Raw genomic sequence first — 15,036 nt, forward strand, 5'->3', positions numbered from 1 at the left:
CCGATATGAGCCAACGGACATCCGCCGCCGAGATTCTCGACTCCGTTCTCGACGGCGGATCGTTCGTGTCCTGGGACTCCACGCCAGTGGACGTCCATCCTGGGGAGTCCTATCTTCGGGACCTGGCGAGAGCTCGGGAGAAGAGCGGCGTCGACGAATCGGTTGTGACCGGCGAGGGCACCCTCGACGGCCGCCGCGTGGCGATCATCGCGTGCGAGTTCGCATTTCTCGCCGGATCGATCGGCGTTGCCGCGGCCGAGCGCATCACCTCCGCTATCGAACGCGCAACGGCCGAGGGGCTGCCGCTCATCGCCTCCCCCACCTCCGGCGGCACGCGTATGCAGGAGGGCACACTCGCCTTCGTGCAGATGGTCAAGATCGCCTCGGCCGTCACCGCACACAAGGCGGCGCACCTGCCGTACCTGGTGTACCTCCGGAATCCGACGACCGGAGGCGTGTTCGCATCCTGGGGGTCGCTTGCTCACGTCACCGTGGCCGAGCCGGGCGCCCTCATCGGGTTCCTCGGGCCCCGCGTCTATCAGGCGTTGTACGACAAGCCATTTCCCGACGGCGTCCAAACCGCCGAGAACCTCTACCAGCACGGCGTCATCGACGGTGTGGTGCCGGTGGATCACCTGCGCCACTTGTTGATCCGCGCACTTCGAGTGATCGTCGACGCCGCCGTGTGGCCCCAGGATGCCGGCGAGGAATCGGTGGACATCCCCGCGACTTCGGCGTGGCATTCGGTGCAGTCGTCCCGCCGCACCGACCGGCCTGGCATTCGGCAACTCATCGAACACACTGCCAGCGAACACGTTCCACTCAGCGGCACCGGACAGGGCGAGGCCGACACCTCGATTCTGTTGTCGCTGTGCCGCATCCGTGGAGTCTCGTGCGTGCTGTTCGGCAACGACCGGAGCAGCAGCACCGCCACCGCCACGATGGGTCCTGCGGCACTACGTGAGGCACGACGCGGAATGCGCCTGGCCGAGGAACTACGCATCCCGCTGGTACTGGTGATCGACACGTTCGGCGCTGCCCTCTCCAAGGAAGCCGAGGAAGGCGGCCTGGCACCCGAGATAGCCCGCTCGATCTCCGACCTGGTGACCGTCGATACCCCGACGGTGTCGGTGCTGCTCGGCCAGGGCACCGGCGGCGGAGCGCTCGCACTTCTGCCCGCCGATCGCGTGCTGTGTGCCCAGAATGCCTGGCTCGCACCGCTTCCGCCCGAGGGTGCCAGCGCCATCGTGCACCGGGACACCGCTCACGCCCCGGACATGGCCGAGGCGCAGGGCATCCGATCCGTCGATCTGCTGCGCGACGGCATCGTCGACGCCATCGTCCCCGAACTCCCCGACGCCGCCGACGAACCGGCCGCCTTTTCCGCCCGAGTCGCCGATGCCATCGTTCGAGAACTGCGCACGTTGTCCACCGTCGACTCCGCCACCCGCACGCGATCCAGACTCGCCCGCTACCGCACGCTGGGCTGACGCGGCTCCGCCGCATGTGAGCAGAAGTTCGACCCCTGCTACGAGACCGGAGTGGAGCCTGCGGAACGACCGCAGGCTCCGCCGTGCACCTGCGAGGTCACGAGCGCCAATACGTCACCCGCACGCAGGTCGGCGGGAAGCTCCACCGGACCGACACAGCGTCGACCCGGACCGTGCACATCGACCTTGACCACCGGACCCACCGAATGCCGGTTGACCACCACGGCCTGGCGCAGATCCGCGAACTCGGCGTCGACGCCCACCTCGCCGGCAATCACCGAACGCACCCGAGTCACCAGAATCGAACCCCACTGCACCGGAGTGCCCTGCGCGTCCGCAAGATCCTCCAGCGCAACGCCGTCGACGGTGATGCGGCCGCAGACGCAATGCGTATCTGCAGGCCAGAGCGCTGGATCGCACCGCGAAACATATGCGGCACCGAGGGACGGAAGCATGTCGAGAAGTGTCATGAGAGGAAGTCTCACGCCGCGCGGTGGCGTCGAACAGAGGTGTTGACGCAATCTTGACGGCACCCACGGGAAATTTGACGCGCTTCGCCCCGCGATGCCGCTGACTGTACTCACTGGTACATTCGATCGGGTGATTGCAGACGACGTCTATCGCCGCGGCCGCGCAGGCCTACCCTCGTGGATCTCCGACTACGACGGTCGACGCACCGAACTGCCGATCGCACGCTGGATGGGTGGAGCCCATTCGACGGTCGACGACATCCGGGCCGACGAGGCCTCCATTGCGTTCTGCACCGGCCCCACCCTCGATCTCGGCTGTGGGCCAGGGCGGTTGACCGAGGCACTGACCCGTGCCGGCGTTCCCGCACTGGGGGTAGACACGTCCTCGGTCGCCGTGGAGATGACGAATCACCGCGGTGGGTTCGCCGTGGAACAGGACATCTTCTCAGCACTCCCCAGGGCCGGGCAGTGGTCCCACGTACTGCTCGCGGACGGCAACATCGGTATCGGCGGCGATCCTGCCGCGCTGTTGACGACCGTACGAAGACTGCTGCACGAGAGCGGAACAGCCATCGTCGAAGTCGAGCCGACCCCCGATCTGGACGATCGGAACCGAATGGTTCGATGGGAGACCGGCGACTCGGTGGGCGAGTGGTTCACGTGGGCCAGTGTCGGCGCGGGTGCGCTGTACTCGCTGGCGGTGGCTGCAGGGCTTCGGGTCCGCCGAACCATCGAATCGAACGGCCGAGTGTTCATCGAACTCGCTGTTCACCGCATCGACCGAGGAGCCGAGGGCCCGTGAGCAAGGAGCTGCCGAGAACGGCCAAAGGCAGACGCACCAGAGCTGCGATCGTCGACGCCGCAGCATCGATGATGTACGACCACGGCGTCGCGGGAACCACTCTCGACGACGTTCTCGCCGCATCGGAGACCGGGAAGTCGCAGCTCTACCACTACTTTTCCGACAAGTCGGACCTGGTCGAGGCCGTCATCGCACGTCAACTCGAGCGCGTGCTCGCCGCTCAGCCACGCCTGGCCCACATCGACAGCCTCGACGACATCGACGCCTGGACCGCCGAGATCGTGCGAAATCACGAACAACCAGGTGGTCCGTTCTCGTGCCCCCTCGGTTCACTCGCTGCAGAACTGAAGAACGACGCGGCGTTCGTTCCCGCCCTGCACGCCGCGTTCCGGCGCTGGGAGCAACCTCTCGAGCAGGGACTTCGTCGCATGATCGACCGGGGCGAACTCGACGTCGCGACCGATCCGGCCGCCGCTGCCGCCACCTTGATCGCCTCACTGCAGGGGGGCATGCTGATCGCCCGCATCGCGGGCGATGTGCAACCACTGCGCGACACGCTGAACGCATCGGTCTCCGCATTGCGTCGACGCGCGACCTGAGAAGCGACGCCTGGACGCACCCTGGCGAAAGGACTCCCGGTGCGCTAACCTCGACTCATTGATTTGTACTACTGGGTACAATCTTGGAGACGGGAACCAGCATGCAACGAATTCCCACGTTCCGAAGCCCGATCCGCGGCGTCTGGTTCACGTCGGTCCTCGCATCCGTCCTGCTCGTCGTCCTGCCGATCGTGACGATCACCGGATTCTTTTCCTGGGCCGCGTACGGTCCTCAGTTCGGCCAGGCCATGCCCGGCGACGTCGGATGGTTACGGATACCGTCGTTCGACTGGCCGACCGAACCCGCCTGGCTCTACCGGCTCACCCAGGGCCTGCACGTGGGACTCGGTCTGGTCATGGTGCCGATCGTGCTGGCCAAGCTGTGGTCGGTGATTCCGAAGCTGATCGAGATGCCCCCGATTCGCAGCGTGGCGCATCTGCTGGAACGAGTGTCGTTGCTGGCGTTGGTCGGTGGCATACTCTTCGAGATCATCACCGGTGTGCTGAACATTCAGTACGACTACATCTTCGGATTCAGCTTCTACACCGCGCACTACTGGGGAGCCTGGGTGTTCGTCGCCGGCTTCGTCGCCCATGTGGTGTTGAAGTTTCCGACCATGGTGACCGCGCTGCGAACGCGCCCGTTCCTCGAGCTGATGCGCATCAGGGTGGCGGACACGGTGCCCGACTCCGACGACGAATCAGGCCTTGCTGCAACCGATCCCGCTCCGGCGACGATCAGCCGCCGCGGAGCACTCACCCTCGTGGGCGGCAGCGCATTGTTCGTCGCCGTGCTGAGTGTCGGGCAGACGACCGGCGGGCCACTGCGCGGGGCAGCGCTCCTGCTCCCCCGAGGGCGTTCGTACGGCAACGGCCCCAACGACTTCCAGATCAATCGCACTGCGCAATCCGCGGGCGTCACCGATGCGCAGACAGGAGATTCGTGGCGGCTGACCGTATCGGCCGGCGGTACCGCCGTAGTACTCACTCGAGCTCAACTCGAGCAGATGGACCTGCATACCGTCGAACTCCCGATCTCCTGTGTCGAAGGCTGGTCGACGGTACAGACGTGGACCGGTGTTCCACTGCGCGATCTGGCTGCGCTCGTGGGCATCGATTCTGCCGATACCGGTGAGGTGCGGTCGCTCGAACCCGTCGGTTCGTTCAACCGCGTCACCTTCGGGGGACATCAGATGATGCATCCCGATTCGCTTCTCGCACTGAAGGTCAACGGGGCCGACCTGTCCCTCGATCACGGCTATCCCGCTCGGATCATGATGCCGGCGATACCCGGAGTGCATGCCACCAAATGGATCGAATCAGTCGAATTCTTCGGGGAGGGAGCATGAGTACGTTTCGGGCGAGGTACGGCGCAGGCCCCGTGCATCTCGCGGTCACGGCCTTCTGTCTCGCCCTGTCCGGAGCGGTGGTCCTGACGATCGGCTTTCCGGCCCTGTGGAACACCGACAAGTGGTGGCAGTCCATCGGACTGTGGTTCGTCGGCGCGGCCGTGGTGCATGATGCGATCCTGTTCCCGTTGTACGCGGTACTCGACAGAACTCTGGTTGCTCGGCTGGGCAGGTTCGTCAACGCGGTACGCATTCCTGCGCTCGGAGCGGGACTGAGCCTGTTGCTGTTCGCACCGGGGATCTTCGCGCACGGAAGCGAGACATACGAGGCCGCCACCGGTCAGACCCAGGAGCCGTACGCGATGCGATGGCTGTTGCTGGTCGCGGGGATGTTCGCGGCCAGCGCGGCGTTCTACGGCGGCCGCGAAGTACTTCGGAGGCTACGCACCCGCCCCGTTGTCGATAACCCGAAGTGGCAGCACGCGCCCAACCAGGCTCGGTGATACCCCGATTCCGAGTCAACGGCCCGCTGGAACGCGGACCCCCAATGATGCCGCCGCTCTGCGTACTTCGGCGACGAGCTGACCTCGCACATTCTCGTCGAACGATTCTGCAGGACCCGTCACGCCGAGAACGGCAGTCAGAGTGCCATCCTGGGCGCGGACCGGTGCCGTGACCGAGGCGATCCCGAACAGTCGTTCGCTGATCGAGAACGCGTATCCGTCACGTCGTATCTGCTCGAGTTGGGAACTCAAGTCGGCTTTGCTGAGAACGCTGCCATCTGCGTGCGCGATCTCGGCGACGCCGGCCACCGCATCGTCTATCTCGGCATCGTTCATCTCCGCGAGGATCGTCTTTCCTGCCCCACCGAGATGCAGAGGGAGCCGCTCTCCTACGGGCAGGACGTAGCTGAGCGGATGATCGCTCTCCACGCGTGCGATGAGCACTCGACTGTTCTCGACACGCACGTAGATCGATGCAGTGAATCCGGTGTTGGCAGCAAGCTGTTGCAGGACCGGCTGAGCGAGCACGCTGAGCGGGTTGGTCACCATGAACGCATGCGCGACAGCGAGGGCGGCGGGACCCGCGGTGTATCCGTCTGCCGATCGCGCCGCGAAACCTCGCTCCGACAACACCCCGAGGATGCGTTGCACAGTGGCGACGTGCAGATCGGCAAGACGGGCGAGTTCGCTGAGCCGGAGAGGTTGCTTCGCTGATTGCAGCACTGTGAGGACATCGAAAGCGCGGTCGAGAGACCGCATGTTGCCTGCCGGCGCTGCCATTGTTGTCCTCTCCGAGATTTACTCAAGAGAACTTATCACTGTGCGAGAACGACTTGTCAGCGCAGTGCGGTCGCGTTGCACGGCGATCCGACGCCGCCGACGATCGGTAATGGTTTGACGGTGAGCATGGCCTCCCATACGTCGTTGGCGCGGCTGTCTGCGACCAGTTCGGTGAGGTTCCACAGCTCGCCGAGCGGAACACCGAGTTTCGCGATCAACTCCTGGTGCATCATTCCTCGGTCCTCGGGTGCCGAGTGCAGGAACGGGCTGTCCTCGACAACCGGCAATACTTCCACGGCGAACGTGTCGGTAGCGAACAACGCGATCTTGTTGTCCCACAACCACTCGAGCAACGCCGGGTGTTGTGCGAATCCGGTCGCGCGTCTTCCATCTCGGACGGAATTCTGCTCCTCACCGGTCGCATTGAGATACCAGCGTGCCCAGCCGGTATGGACGAGTATCAGATCTCCCGGTCGGACTTCGACCTGCTGTGCACGAACGGCATCGTCGAGCAGGTTCGCGTCCAGTGCGGGACCGTCGAGGTGGTCGAGAGGGGTGCCGTTCTCGATCATCATTCCTTCGATATCGAGGACCAGCCCGCGCCCGACGATCGGTGCATCCGCCCACGCTTGCACTCCCAGGCGTGGTGCGCCGACCACGATGGCGGCGTCGTCGACCCCGTCGTAGAAGCCGTGACCGGAGACCCTGCGGTGACGGAGACCGTCGAGGTGGCTGCTCGTCTGCAGAAAGAAGTGGTCCAGGACGTCGTCTCGCGATTGTTCGTGGGCGCTGACGATGGTGTGCGTCGGTGCGGACCGTGAACGCGCCATCGGCGGATCGAACGCACCCACCGCATAGTCGAGACTGAAACACTCTCCGCGAGTGACGATCCGGGCCGCCTCCACGATGTGTCGAGGACCGGCGAAATTGGCGGTACCTCGGTCGGGATCGTCGAACAAACCCCAGCTGGATCCAGTCGGTACACCGTCGGTGCGCGTCACCAGGTCTGCGTACGGGGACCCCGTATGCAAACCCGGTGCCACGTGTCGATCGGTCATGCGTGTCCCGAGGTCACCGTGCGCGCGGAGTCCTCCACCGCCGAAGATTCGTCGTCGGTTCGATGAAAGTACGACAACGCGAATGCGAGCAGCCCGGCAATACCGGCGGACCCATAAGCCCACGGGGCGAGCAGCTCCTCGATGTGCGTGACGAACTCGCCGTCACCGGCGACGAGTCCACCACCCTGAAGGACGACAATCGCCAGTCCCCCGAGCAGGAAGGCCACCACGCTGACCCTGAAGATCGTCGAGATGCATTTTTCGAGCATGGACTTTCCTTTCGTGGTGGTCATCAGCTGACCGGAAGGAGGCCGAGTGCGATGAGAACTCCAACGCCGAGAATCGGGATGCAGTAGTACTTCAACAACGGGACGAACATCTTCGCTGGGTCGACGCGTGCAATACCTGCGGCGACGTAGATCGGGGCTCCAGACGGGGGCGACGCGCCCTCGGTGGATGCGAAGACCAGCACGGCTGCGGCCGCAACCGGTGCGGGAATACCGACACCGACCAGTGCAGCAACGGCGACACCGCCGACGGCGGCCATCGTGGCCGACGCGGTGAGCGGGATAGCGATGACGACGATGATGACGCCGACCAGAATGGCCATCAGCCACGCGGGTGCGCTGAGGTTTGCCAGCATGGTGGTGAGCTGCTCGGGAAGCCCGAGATCGCCGAGGACGTTCGAGGCGGAGAAGGCTGCCACGATGGTGACGCCGATGACGCCGAACTGAGGTGCTGTGTCGCCGAGAATCTTCCACCATCCTTTACCGGTCTTCGGCAGATGACGGCGGCCGAGGAAGAACACAAGAAGAATCATCAGAACCGGGATCCAGGTGATCAGGCTGAGCGCGCTGGACATCACGAGGTCGGTGTACTCGGCGATCGGGGCCGCAATCGGACCGCGGGTGAGCAACAACGGAATGATGATCGGAACGAAGAGCAGCAGTGACGTCCATCCGGCGCGCAGGCTCTTGCGAGCGGGAATGCGGTCTTCCTCGGCTATGGGCTGCAGGCCGTTCTTGCGGACCAGATAGTAGTTGAGCACCAATCGGTAACCCAGGCACCACAATCCGGCCAGAGCAAGGGGAAGGATGATCTCATCGGGTTCCATCAAACCGGTGACGGTGGTGGAGCCGACGAGGATGAACATGGTCGCACTGAAGGGGAAAGTCACACCCATTCCCGCGCAGCCTGCGACGACGGTGGCGGACAGTTCGCCGCTGACGCCGGATCGCTTCATCCACGGCACCGTGACGGATCCGACGGCAGCAGTGACGGACGCACCGACGTGCGCGATGGCACCGAACATGCCACCCGCCACCGTCGAGGTGTAGATCGGTCCGCCGCGGAGGCGGCCGAAGAAGGTGTTCAGAATATCGATGAGGCGGTCGAGTACCGGCGTCTTGGCCAGCACGAAGCTCATGAAGATGAAGGCCAGTCCGGCGAAGGTGACCTCTTCCTGCATCGAGTCGAGGAATCCGTGCCACATGTATTCGGGCGCGCTCCGGCCGGCGAACGCACCGACCACAAGGAACCCGACGATCATCGCCTCGCCGATGTTTCGTTTGAGCACCGCGTTCCAGAAGATGATGGCGACGATGAACGACACCAGCGCCCAGATGGCAATCATGACGCGGTCCTGGCTGCGATGATCGCGGCGCGGCGTTGCGCTTCGTCGGCCTCGACGGCACGGCCACCGGCCAGGCTGCCGAAGGCTTCGGCTGCGGGGACGATGATGACGCCGTCGTCATCGGCGACGACGAGATCACCCGGGTTACAGACGACACCGCCGATCGCGACGGGGATGTCGTTGTAGCCGGGGCCGTCCTTGTACGGCCCCGCCGGGCTGACCGCTCTGGCCCACACTCCGAAGCCGATCTCTTCGAGCACGTCGATGTCTCGGGCTGCGCCGTCGATGATCATGCCGACACAGCCACGGGAGCGGGCGCGCTCGGCGAGCAGTTCCCCCATCAAGGCACGATTGGGGTCGCCATGTCCGTTGATGACGATCACCTCACCGGGGAGCACCTTCGCCACCGCCGCCTGCAGGGCTTTGTTGTCTCCTGCTCTGGTCCAGACCGTACGCGCCCGACCAACGGTGCGAGCACCTTTCCACATTGCCCGAATGCCCGAGTCGACCATTCCCATACGTGCGCGAGCGTCGCCGATGTTCGCGACCGGCAGTTTTGCGTAGGCCTCGGCGAGTTCACCGACGTCGCGCCCGTTTGCATCGGCCAGCGCGGCATGCAACTCGGCTGTCGCCGTGGCGAGAACTGGACGGACACCGAGCTCGTCGAGCAGTTCTACCGACGCCGCCGCTTCCACCGCGCGCCGGGCCGCGTGCTTCCGGGTGCCCTCGCGCAGTCGATCGAGGGCTTCGAAGCCATCCGACAGCTCGGCGGCGATCTGACCGCGTACCCACTGCTCGGCACCCGCCGCAGCACCGGCGTCGGTGGATTCCACGATGAGCGCGCCGAGACCTTTCATGAAGCTGCTACGCAGCAACTTTCGTCGTGAAGCATCGCCGGGCGCACCGCCGATGTCTTCGACCGGAGCCCCCAGCGCCCGGAAATGGCTTGCCGCCGAGCTCGAACCGGAGCCGCTGACGACCAGGCCAGTGCGTGCACCGTGCGCCGGGACGGAACCGATCACGGCGACGTCGGCGAAAGCGACCCCGGTGGCGACCGATACCGCCGCTGCCACGTCGTTCTTCACAACAGCGGATGCGGAGTTCATGTCCGCGTACGCCGTTCCCGAGCTCAGGTGCGGAGCCGCGGCCGTCGCGGCCTGCACGGCCACCTTCGAGCTGGTCAGGCTCAAGACCAGATCGGCACCGTTTACTGCGTCCGCCACGTCGTCGAACCGGATGACCTCCGACGGCGTTGCCGTGTCCGCGGGATCGAATCCTGAAACGTCCCAACCGATTGCCGCAAATCCCGACGAGTAGAGGGTGCCCGCTTCGCCGAGCCCCAGGATAGCTACCTTCATCATTTCCTCTCATACAATGATAGTTCCTATCACTTGATGTTGTAATGGTGGTCACAGCCGAGTAGAGATGTCAAGTAGGTCGCATACGACGACTCAGCAAGTCGGCGGGCACCGAACCGGCTACGGATGCAGCGAGCGCGAACCGTGCGGGCCGTCCCTGCAGGCGAGATACGTTGATGGACAGATCAACTGCCGCCAGGGCCCGATGGCCGGGAGTCGCTGCCGAACCCGCCTGCCGCCGGATGCGTCGGACAGAAGCTTCCAACTGTAGTAACGACGCAACATCGACGGCCGGACCTCGAGTCAGGACGAGTGCTGGGAAGCGACCGCCGGTCGATGGCATTCCGCCGGTCGTCGCCGGTAGTGCGCAACCCGGCCCGGACCACCCCCACCTCGAACTACGCTCGCAGACATGAGTGGCGAGTATCGGCAGGCATTCGGAGACAGTATCCACAACCGCGAGCAATTCTGGCTGTCTGCGGCGGCAGACGTCGACTGGGACACCCCACCGACCACCGCGTTCGACGGCTCGCACTGGTTTCCCGGTGCCCGCCTGAACACCTGTTTCAATGCCCTCGACCGGCATGTCGACGCCGGGCACGGCGACCGGACCGCATTGATCTACGACTCGGCGATGCTCGGACTGACCCGCAGCTACACCTACGCCGAACTGCTCGATCGGGTCGCTCGTTTCGCCGGGGTGTTGAGCAGCAACGGCGTCTCCCCCGGCGACCGCGTGGTGATCTACCTGCCGATGATTCCCGAGGCAGTGATCGCCATGCTCGCGTGCGCCAGGCTCGGCGCGGTGCACTCGGTGGTGTTCGGCGGCTTCGCGGCCAAGGAGCTGGCGGCGAGAATCGACGACGCCGAGCCGGTCCTGCTGATCACTGCTGCCGGCGGGTTCGAGCCTGGTCGAGTCGTCGAATACCTCCCCTTGGTGCAGCGCGCCCTGACTCTCACGACGGCGACCGTCCCCGCGGTGATCGTCAAGGCCCGCGACGGCATCGCAGGCAGCCACGACTGGCTGGACTGGGACACCCTCATCGCCGACGCCCCCGCCGCCCAACCGGTTTCGGTGCAGGCGACGGATCCGCTGTACATCCTCTACACCTCGGGCACGACCGGTAAGCCCAAGGGTGTGGTGCGCGACAACGGCGGTCATGCGGTTGCGTTGACGTGGTCGATGCACAACATCTACGACGTCGGTGCCGGTCAGGTGATGTGGACGGCGTCCGATGTCGGCTGGGTCGTCGGACACTCCTACATCGTCTACGGACCGCTGTTCGCAGGTGCCACAACGGTTCTCTACGAGGGCAAACCCGTAGGAACTCCCGATGCAGGCGCGTTCTGGCGGGTGATCCAGGATCACGGCGTCCGCGCGTTGTTCACCGCGCCGACGGCATTGCGTGCCATCCGGAAGGTCGACCCACACGCCGCCGAGCTCGAGAAGTACGACACCTCGTCGCTCGAGACACTGTTCGTCGCCGGTGAACGCCTCGATCCCGATACCTACGAGTGGATTTCGCGAACCCTGGACCGCCCAGTCGTCGACCACTGGTGGCAGACCGAAACCGGCTGGGCGATCTGCGCCAATCTTCGTGGCCTCGAACCACTTCCGATCAAACCCGGATCACCGACGGTACCGGTGCCGGGATTCCAGGTCGGTATCCTCGACGCGGCCGGTGCGCCGGTGGAGGCAGGCACCGAGGGCAACATCGTCGTGCAGCTGCCACTGCCACCGGGCGCGCTGGTGGGGTTGTGGAACGACGAATCACGGTTCCAGCGTTCGTATCTCGACACGTTCCCGGGCTACTACCTCACCGGCGATTCCGGGTACATCGACGCCGACGGGTACGTCTACGTGCTGGGCCGCAGTGACGACGTCATCAACGTGGCCGGCCACCGCCTGTCCACCGGTTCGATGGAGGCCGTGCTGGCCGGTCACACCGCCGTCGCCGAATGCGCCGTCATCGGAATCCACGACGACCTCAAAGGCCAGCGCCCCAGCGGCTACGTGGTACTCAAGGCCGGGGAGACCATCACCGAGGATCAGCTGCGTACCGAACTGGTGGCCATGGTCCGCGATCAGATCGGTGCACTCGCGACGTTCCGGGACGTGACGATCGTCGGTGCCCTACCGAAGACCCGCTCGGGCAAGATCCTGCGGAAGACGATGCGGCAGATCGTCGCCGGCGAGGAGTACGGCGTGCCTTCGACCATCGAGGATCCCGCCGTGCTCGATGCGCTGGAGAAGTTGCTCGGCAGATAGGCGGCATCAATTCACGCAATGATGGCCGAAACCCGCGCGCCAGGGGTCGTTCGCGCGAGATAGCGTCGTGCTCATGACAGATCTCGACACCCGTCCCGCCGTCGATTGGCTCGCCCTCGGTGCAGTCACCGTCACGGTGATCTCGTGGGCCTCGGCCTTCGTCGCGATTCGCGGCGTCGGCGAATCCTTCGGGGCGGGCCCGCTCGCGCTGGGTCGGCTGCTGATCGGATCTGTGGCGCTCGGCGCGATAGTTGTGGCCAGAAGGCAGTGGGTCAAGCCCAACCGCACACAGTGGCTGCAGATCGTCAGTATCGGCGTGTTCTGGTTCGGCATCTACAACGTCGCCCTCAATGCCGCCGAGCAACGCGTCGATGCCGGTACTACGTCGATGATCATTCAGATCGGTCCGATTCTGGTCGCCCTGTTCGCGGGTCTGCTTCTGGGCGAGGGCTTTCCGAAGTGGTTGGTGATCGGTGCGGGCATAGCGTTCGCCGGCGCGGTCATGGTCGGTGTCGTCACGGCGGTGACCACGACGTCGACCACCAAGACCGACGCCGATTTCCTCGGCATCGCTCTGTGCCTGGTGTCCGCGGTGACCTACGCCATCGGAGTGCTCAGCCAGAAGCCGGTGCTGCGCACCATCCCCGGACTTCAGGTGACGTGGATGGCATGCACCATCGGCGCGGTGTGCACGCTGCCCTTCGCACCGGCGCTGCTCGACGACCTCGGGGCTGCCTCGGCCGGTGCCACCGGCGGATTGATCTACCTCGGCCTGGTCCCGACGGCACTGGCCTTCAGCACCTGGGCCTATGCGCTGACGCGGATGAACGCCGGCAAGCTCGGAATCACCACGTACGCCGTGCCACCGATCACGATCACGCTGGCCTGGCTCCTGTTGGGTGAGGTGCCGCATTACCTCGCCGTGGTCGGTGGAGTGATCTGCCTGGTGGGCGTCGGGTTGTCCCGCAGAAGATAGGGGTCACTTCGCAGGCTCCGCTCCCGCAGGAGATTGGGGTCACTTCGCAGGCTCCGCTCCCGCGCTAGATCGCCTTGAAGCGGGCGATCGCCACCTCACGCTCGTGCTTGTGGTCGACGATCGGATCCACGTAGTCCTTAGGTCGACCGAACTTCAACGTGTGCACGGCTTTTCCTTCTTCGCCGCGCAGCTCCGGCACCCAGCGTCGGACGTAGTCCCCGGTGGGGTCGAACTTCTCGCCCTGAGTGATCGGGTTGAACACACGAAAGTACGGCGAGGCGTCGGTACCGGTGCCGGCGGTCCATTGCCACCCGTGCTGATTGTTGGCCAGATCGCCGTCGACGAGGTGCTGCATGAAGTAGCGCGCTCCCCGCCACCACGGCAGATGCAGATCCTTGACGAGAAACGACGCCACGATCATCCGCACTCGATTGTGCATCCACTTCTCGGAGTTCAGCTGCCGCATACCGGCATCGACGATCGGAAAGCCCGTTTCGCCCTTGCACCAGGCGTCGAACAACTCGTCGGCGTGCTTGCCCGAGTCCAGTTCGATGGCGTCGAACTTCTTGACGTAGTTCTCCCTGGCACTGTCGGGTCGCTGAAAGAGGATGTCGGCGTAGAAGTCTCGCCAGCAGATCTGTCTGCGGTACGACGCCGCACCCTCGCTGCGGAGCTTTCCCAGGTCGGCCAACATCGTCCGTGGATGAATGGTTCCGTACTTCAGATGCACCGACATCCGGCTCGTCGAGTCGAGATCGGGACGGTTGCGCTCGTCGTCGTAGGCCGAGACCTCGTCGAGGAATTCCTTCCACTGCTTCGAGGCAGCTGCCTCACCCGCCGCCGCGTCGGACGCATCCTTCTCGGAGGGAATCTTCACTCGCCGAACGCCTTTCACCTCGTCCGGGTCGATCCAGTCGGCGGAGTCGGCCGATGTGTCCGCCGGACCGCGCCACCCGTGTTCCAGCCACTGGCGCGAGTACGGCGTGAACACCTTGTACGGCTCCCCGTCGTTCTTGACGATCCGTCCGGGGGCGACCGCGTACGGAGACCCGGTCTCGACCAGAGTCACCTTCTCGCCCACACGCTTGTCTCGCTCACGCCCGTACGGACCGTAGTCGGCGCTGATGTGCACGTCCTCGGTGCCGATCGCCTTCGCCACCTTCGGGACCACCGTCTCGGGGTCACCGTGGACGACCATCAACCGGCCGTCGAGTTGCTCGTCGAGTGCTTCGAGCGACCGGAACAGAAAATCCTTGCGCGGTCCGCCGGACGGCTTCAGCAGCCGATCGTCGAGCACGAAGAGCCCGAGCACCGGGTCTCCCGACTCGGCAGTGGCGGTGAGGGTGGGCAGATCCCCCAGACGGAGATCACGGCGAAACCAGACGATCGACATGCTTTCAGTCTTACCCACCGCGGTCCCGAGCAATCCCCGGCTCGATCCTTCGATTCTCAGAGAACCGCCAACCACGACTCACCAAGGCCGCAACAACGACCTCTAGCTTGGGATATACCGAACAGACAAGGAGAACATCATGACGAACACACGCCCCTTCCCCGGTGCACTCTCCCTGATCGACAGCACCTGCACCTTCGAGAAGTACTACGAGCAGCTCTACGCAAAGGCACCCGCACTGGCCTGGTCGCTCGATGCCGACACCGGCCGCCGCAGTGCCCTCGAAGACTTCTTCGCCAAGACGCCCGAGGAACGCCGCACCACCGTCGACAGCTGGGTTGCATAGCATTGGTCCG

15 protein-coding genes are annotated in these 15,036 nt (G+C 64.8%); 8 read left to right on the forward strand and 7 right to left on the reverse strand.

All coding sequences use genetic code 11. The features are described from left to right. Positions 1–5 precede the first annotated feature (5 nt). Positions 6–1,490, forward strand: a complete 1,485-nt coding sequence (locus CH273_RS12650; RefSeq protein ID WP_032395820.1) for a carboxyl transferase domain-containing protein — start codon at positions 6–8, stop codon at positions 1,488–1,490. Between the two features lie 38 nt (positions 1,491–1,528). On the opposite strand, the gene CH273_RS28360 is transcribed toward CH273_RS12650, so the two are convergent. After that, a complete protein-coding gene (locus CH273_RS28360) occupies positions 1,529–1,960 on the reverse strand; it encodes a hypothetical protein (protein WP_032395821.1) in 432 nt (143 codons plus the stop codon). A gap of 130 nt (positions 1,961–2,090) precedes the next feature. Here CH273_RS28360 and CH273_RS12660 point away from each other — a divergent pair, with 130 nt between their 5' ends. From CH273_RS12660 to CH273_RS12675, 4 genes are all read left to right on the forward strand, one after another. Then, positions 2,091–2,762, forward strand: coding sequence for a methyltransferase domain-containing protein (locus CH273_RS12660; protein WP_032395822.1), 672 nt, complete (start codon positions 2,091–2,093; stop codon positions 2,760–2,762). Beyond that, entirely contained in the window at positions 2,759–3,361 is a 603-nt protein-coding gene (locus CH273_RS12665; RefSeq protein WP_032395823.1) for a TetR/AcrR family transcriptional regulator, read from the forward strand. Before CH273_RS12660 ends, CH273_RS12665 begins: the two co-directional genes overlap by 4 nt. Before the next feature lie 101 nt (positions 3,362–3,462). Next, positions 3,463–4,710 carry a molybdopterin-dependent oxidoreductase gene (locus CH273_RS12670; protein WP_032396268.1) on the forward strand — a complete coding sequence of 416 codons (1,248 nt, stop codon included), beginning with the start codon at positions 3,463–3,465 and terminating at the stop codon, positions 4,708–4,710. After that, a complete protein-coding gene (locus tag CH273_RS12675) occupies positions 4,707–5,213 on the forward strand; it encodes a hypothetical protein (protein WP_045196579.1) in 507 nt (168 codons plus the stop codon). The genes CH273_RS12670 and CH273_RS12675 overlap by 4 nt, the downstream gene beginning before the upstream one ends. Before the next feature lie 15 nt (positions 5,214–5,228). Here CH273_RS12675 and CH273_RS12680 read toward each other — a convergent pair whose 3' ends face one another. The 5 genes from CH273_RS12680 to CH273_RS12700 are packed head-to-tail and all read right to left on the reverse strand — an operon-like array spanning position 5,229 to position 10,045. Continuing rightward, the gene (locus CH273_RS12680; RefSeq protein WP_032395824.1) at positions 5,229–5,993 is read right to left on the reverse strand and encodes an IclR family transcriptional regulator; all 765 of its coding nucleotides are present in this window, start codon (positions 5,991–5,993) and stop codon (positions 5,229–5,231) included. Positions 5,994–6,049: 56 nt separating this feature from the next. Beyond that, entirely contained in the window at positions 6,050–7,051 is a 1,002-nt protein-coding gene (locus tag CH273_RS12685; RefSeq protein WP_082073780.1) for a cyclase family protein, read from the reverse strand. Continuing rightward, positions 7,048–7,344, reverse strand: a complete 297-nt coding sequence (locus CH273_RS12690; protein WP_230596818.1) for a hypothetical protein — start codon at positions 7,342–7,344, stop codon at positions 7,048–7,050. The genes CH273_RS12685 and CH273_RS12690 overlap by 4 nt, the downstream gene beginning before the upstream one ends. Continuing rightward, positions 7,344–8,684, reverse strand: a complete 1,341-nt coding sequence (locus CH273_RS12695; RefSeq protein WP_032395825.1) for a TRAP transporter large permease subunit — start codon at positions 8,682–8,684, stop codon at positions 7,344–7,346. The genes CH273_RS12690 and CH273_RS12695 overlap by 1 nt, the downstream gene beginning before the upstream one ends. Continuing rightward, positions 8,681–10,045: an RraA family protein gene (locus CH273_RS12700; RefSeq protein ID WP_032395826.1), complete on the reverse strand. Its 1,365-nt coding sequence runs from the start codon at positions 10,043–10,045 to the stop codon at positions 8,681–8,683. The genes CH273_RS12695 and CH273_RS12700 overlap by 4 nt, the downstream gene beginning before the upstream one ends. 409 nt (positions 10,046–10,454) lie before the next feature. Between CH273_RS12700 and CH273_RS12705 the strand changes: the two genes are divergently transcribed. After that, a complete protein-coding gene (locus tag CH273_RS12705) occupies positions 10,455–12,311 on the forward strand; it encodes a propionyl-CoA synthetase (protein ID WP_032395827.1) in 1,857 nt (618 codons plus the stop codon). A gap of 73 nt (positions 12,312–12,384) precedes the next feature. Then, a complete protein-coding gene (locus tag CH273_RS12710; RefSeq protein WP_032396272.1) occupies positions 12,385–13,287 on the forward strand; it encodes a DMT family transporter in 903 nt (300 codons plus the stop codon). A gap of 64 nt (positions 13,288–13,351) precedes the next feature. Here the strand turns inward: CH273_RS12710 and CH273_RS12715 are convergent, their stop codons facing one another. After that, positions 13,352–14,680 carry a cryptochrome/photolyase family protein gene (locus CH273_RS12715; protein ID WP_032396273.1) on the reverse strand — a complete coding sequence of 443 codons (1,329 nt, stop codon included), beginning with the start codon at positions 14,678–14,680 and terminating at the stop codon, positions 13,352–13,354. Between the two features lie 139 nt (positions 14,681–14,819). Between CH273_RS12715 and CH273_RS12720 the strand changes: the two genes are divergently transcribed. Next, entirely contained in the window at positions 14,820–15,026 is a 207-nt protein-coding gene (locus tag CH273_RS12720; RefSeq protein WP_032395828.1) for a hypothetical protein, read from the forward strand. Positions 15,027–15,036: the final 10 nt, after the last annotated feature.

It is taken from the genome of Rhodococcus sp. 05-339-2 (assembly GCF_002258965.1).
Taxonomy (GTDB): domain Bacteria; phylum Actinomycetota; class Actinomycetes; order Mycobacteriales; family Mycobacteriaceae; genus Rhodococcoides.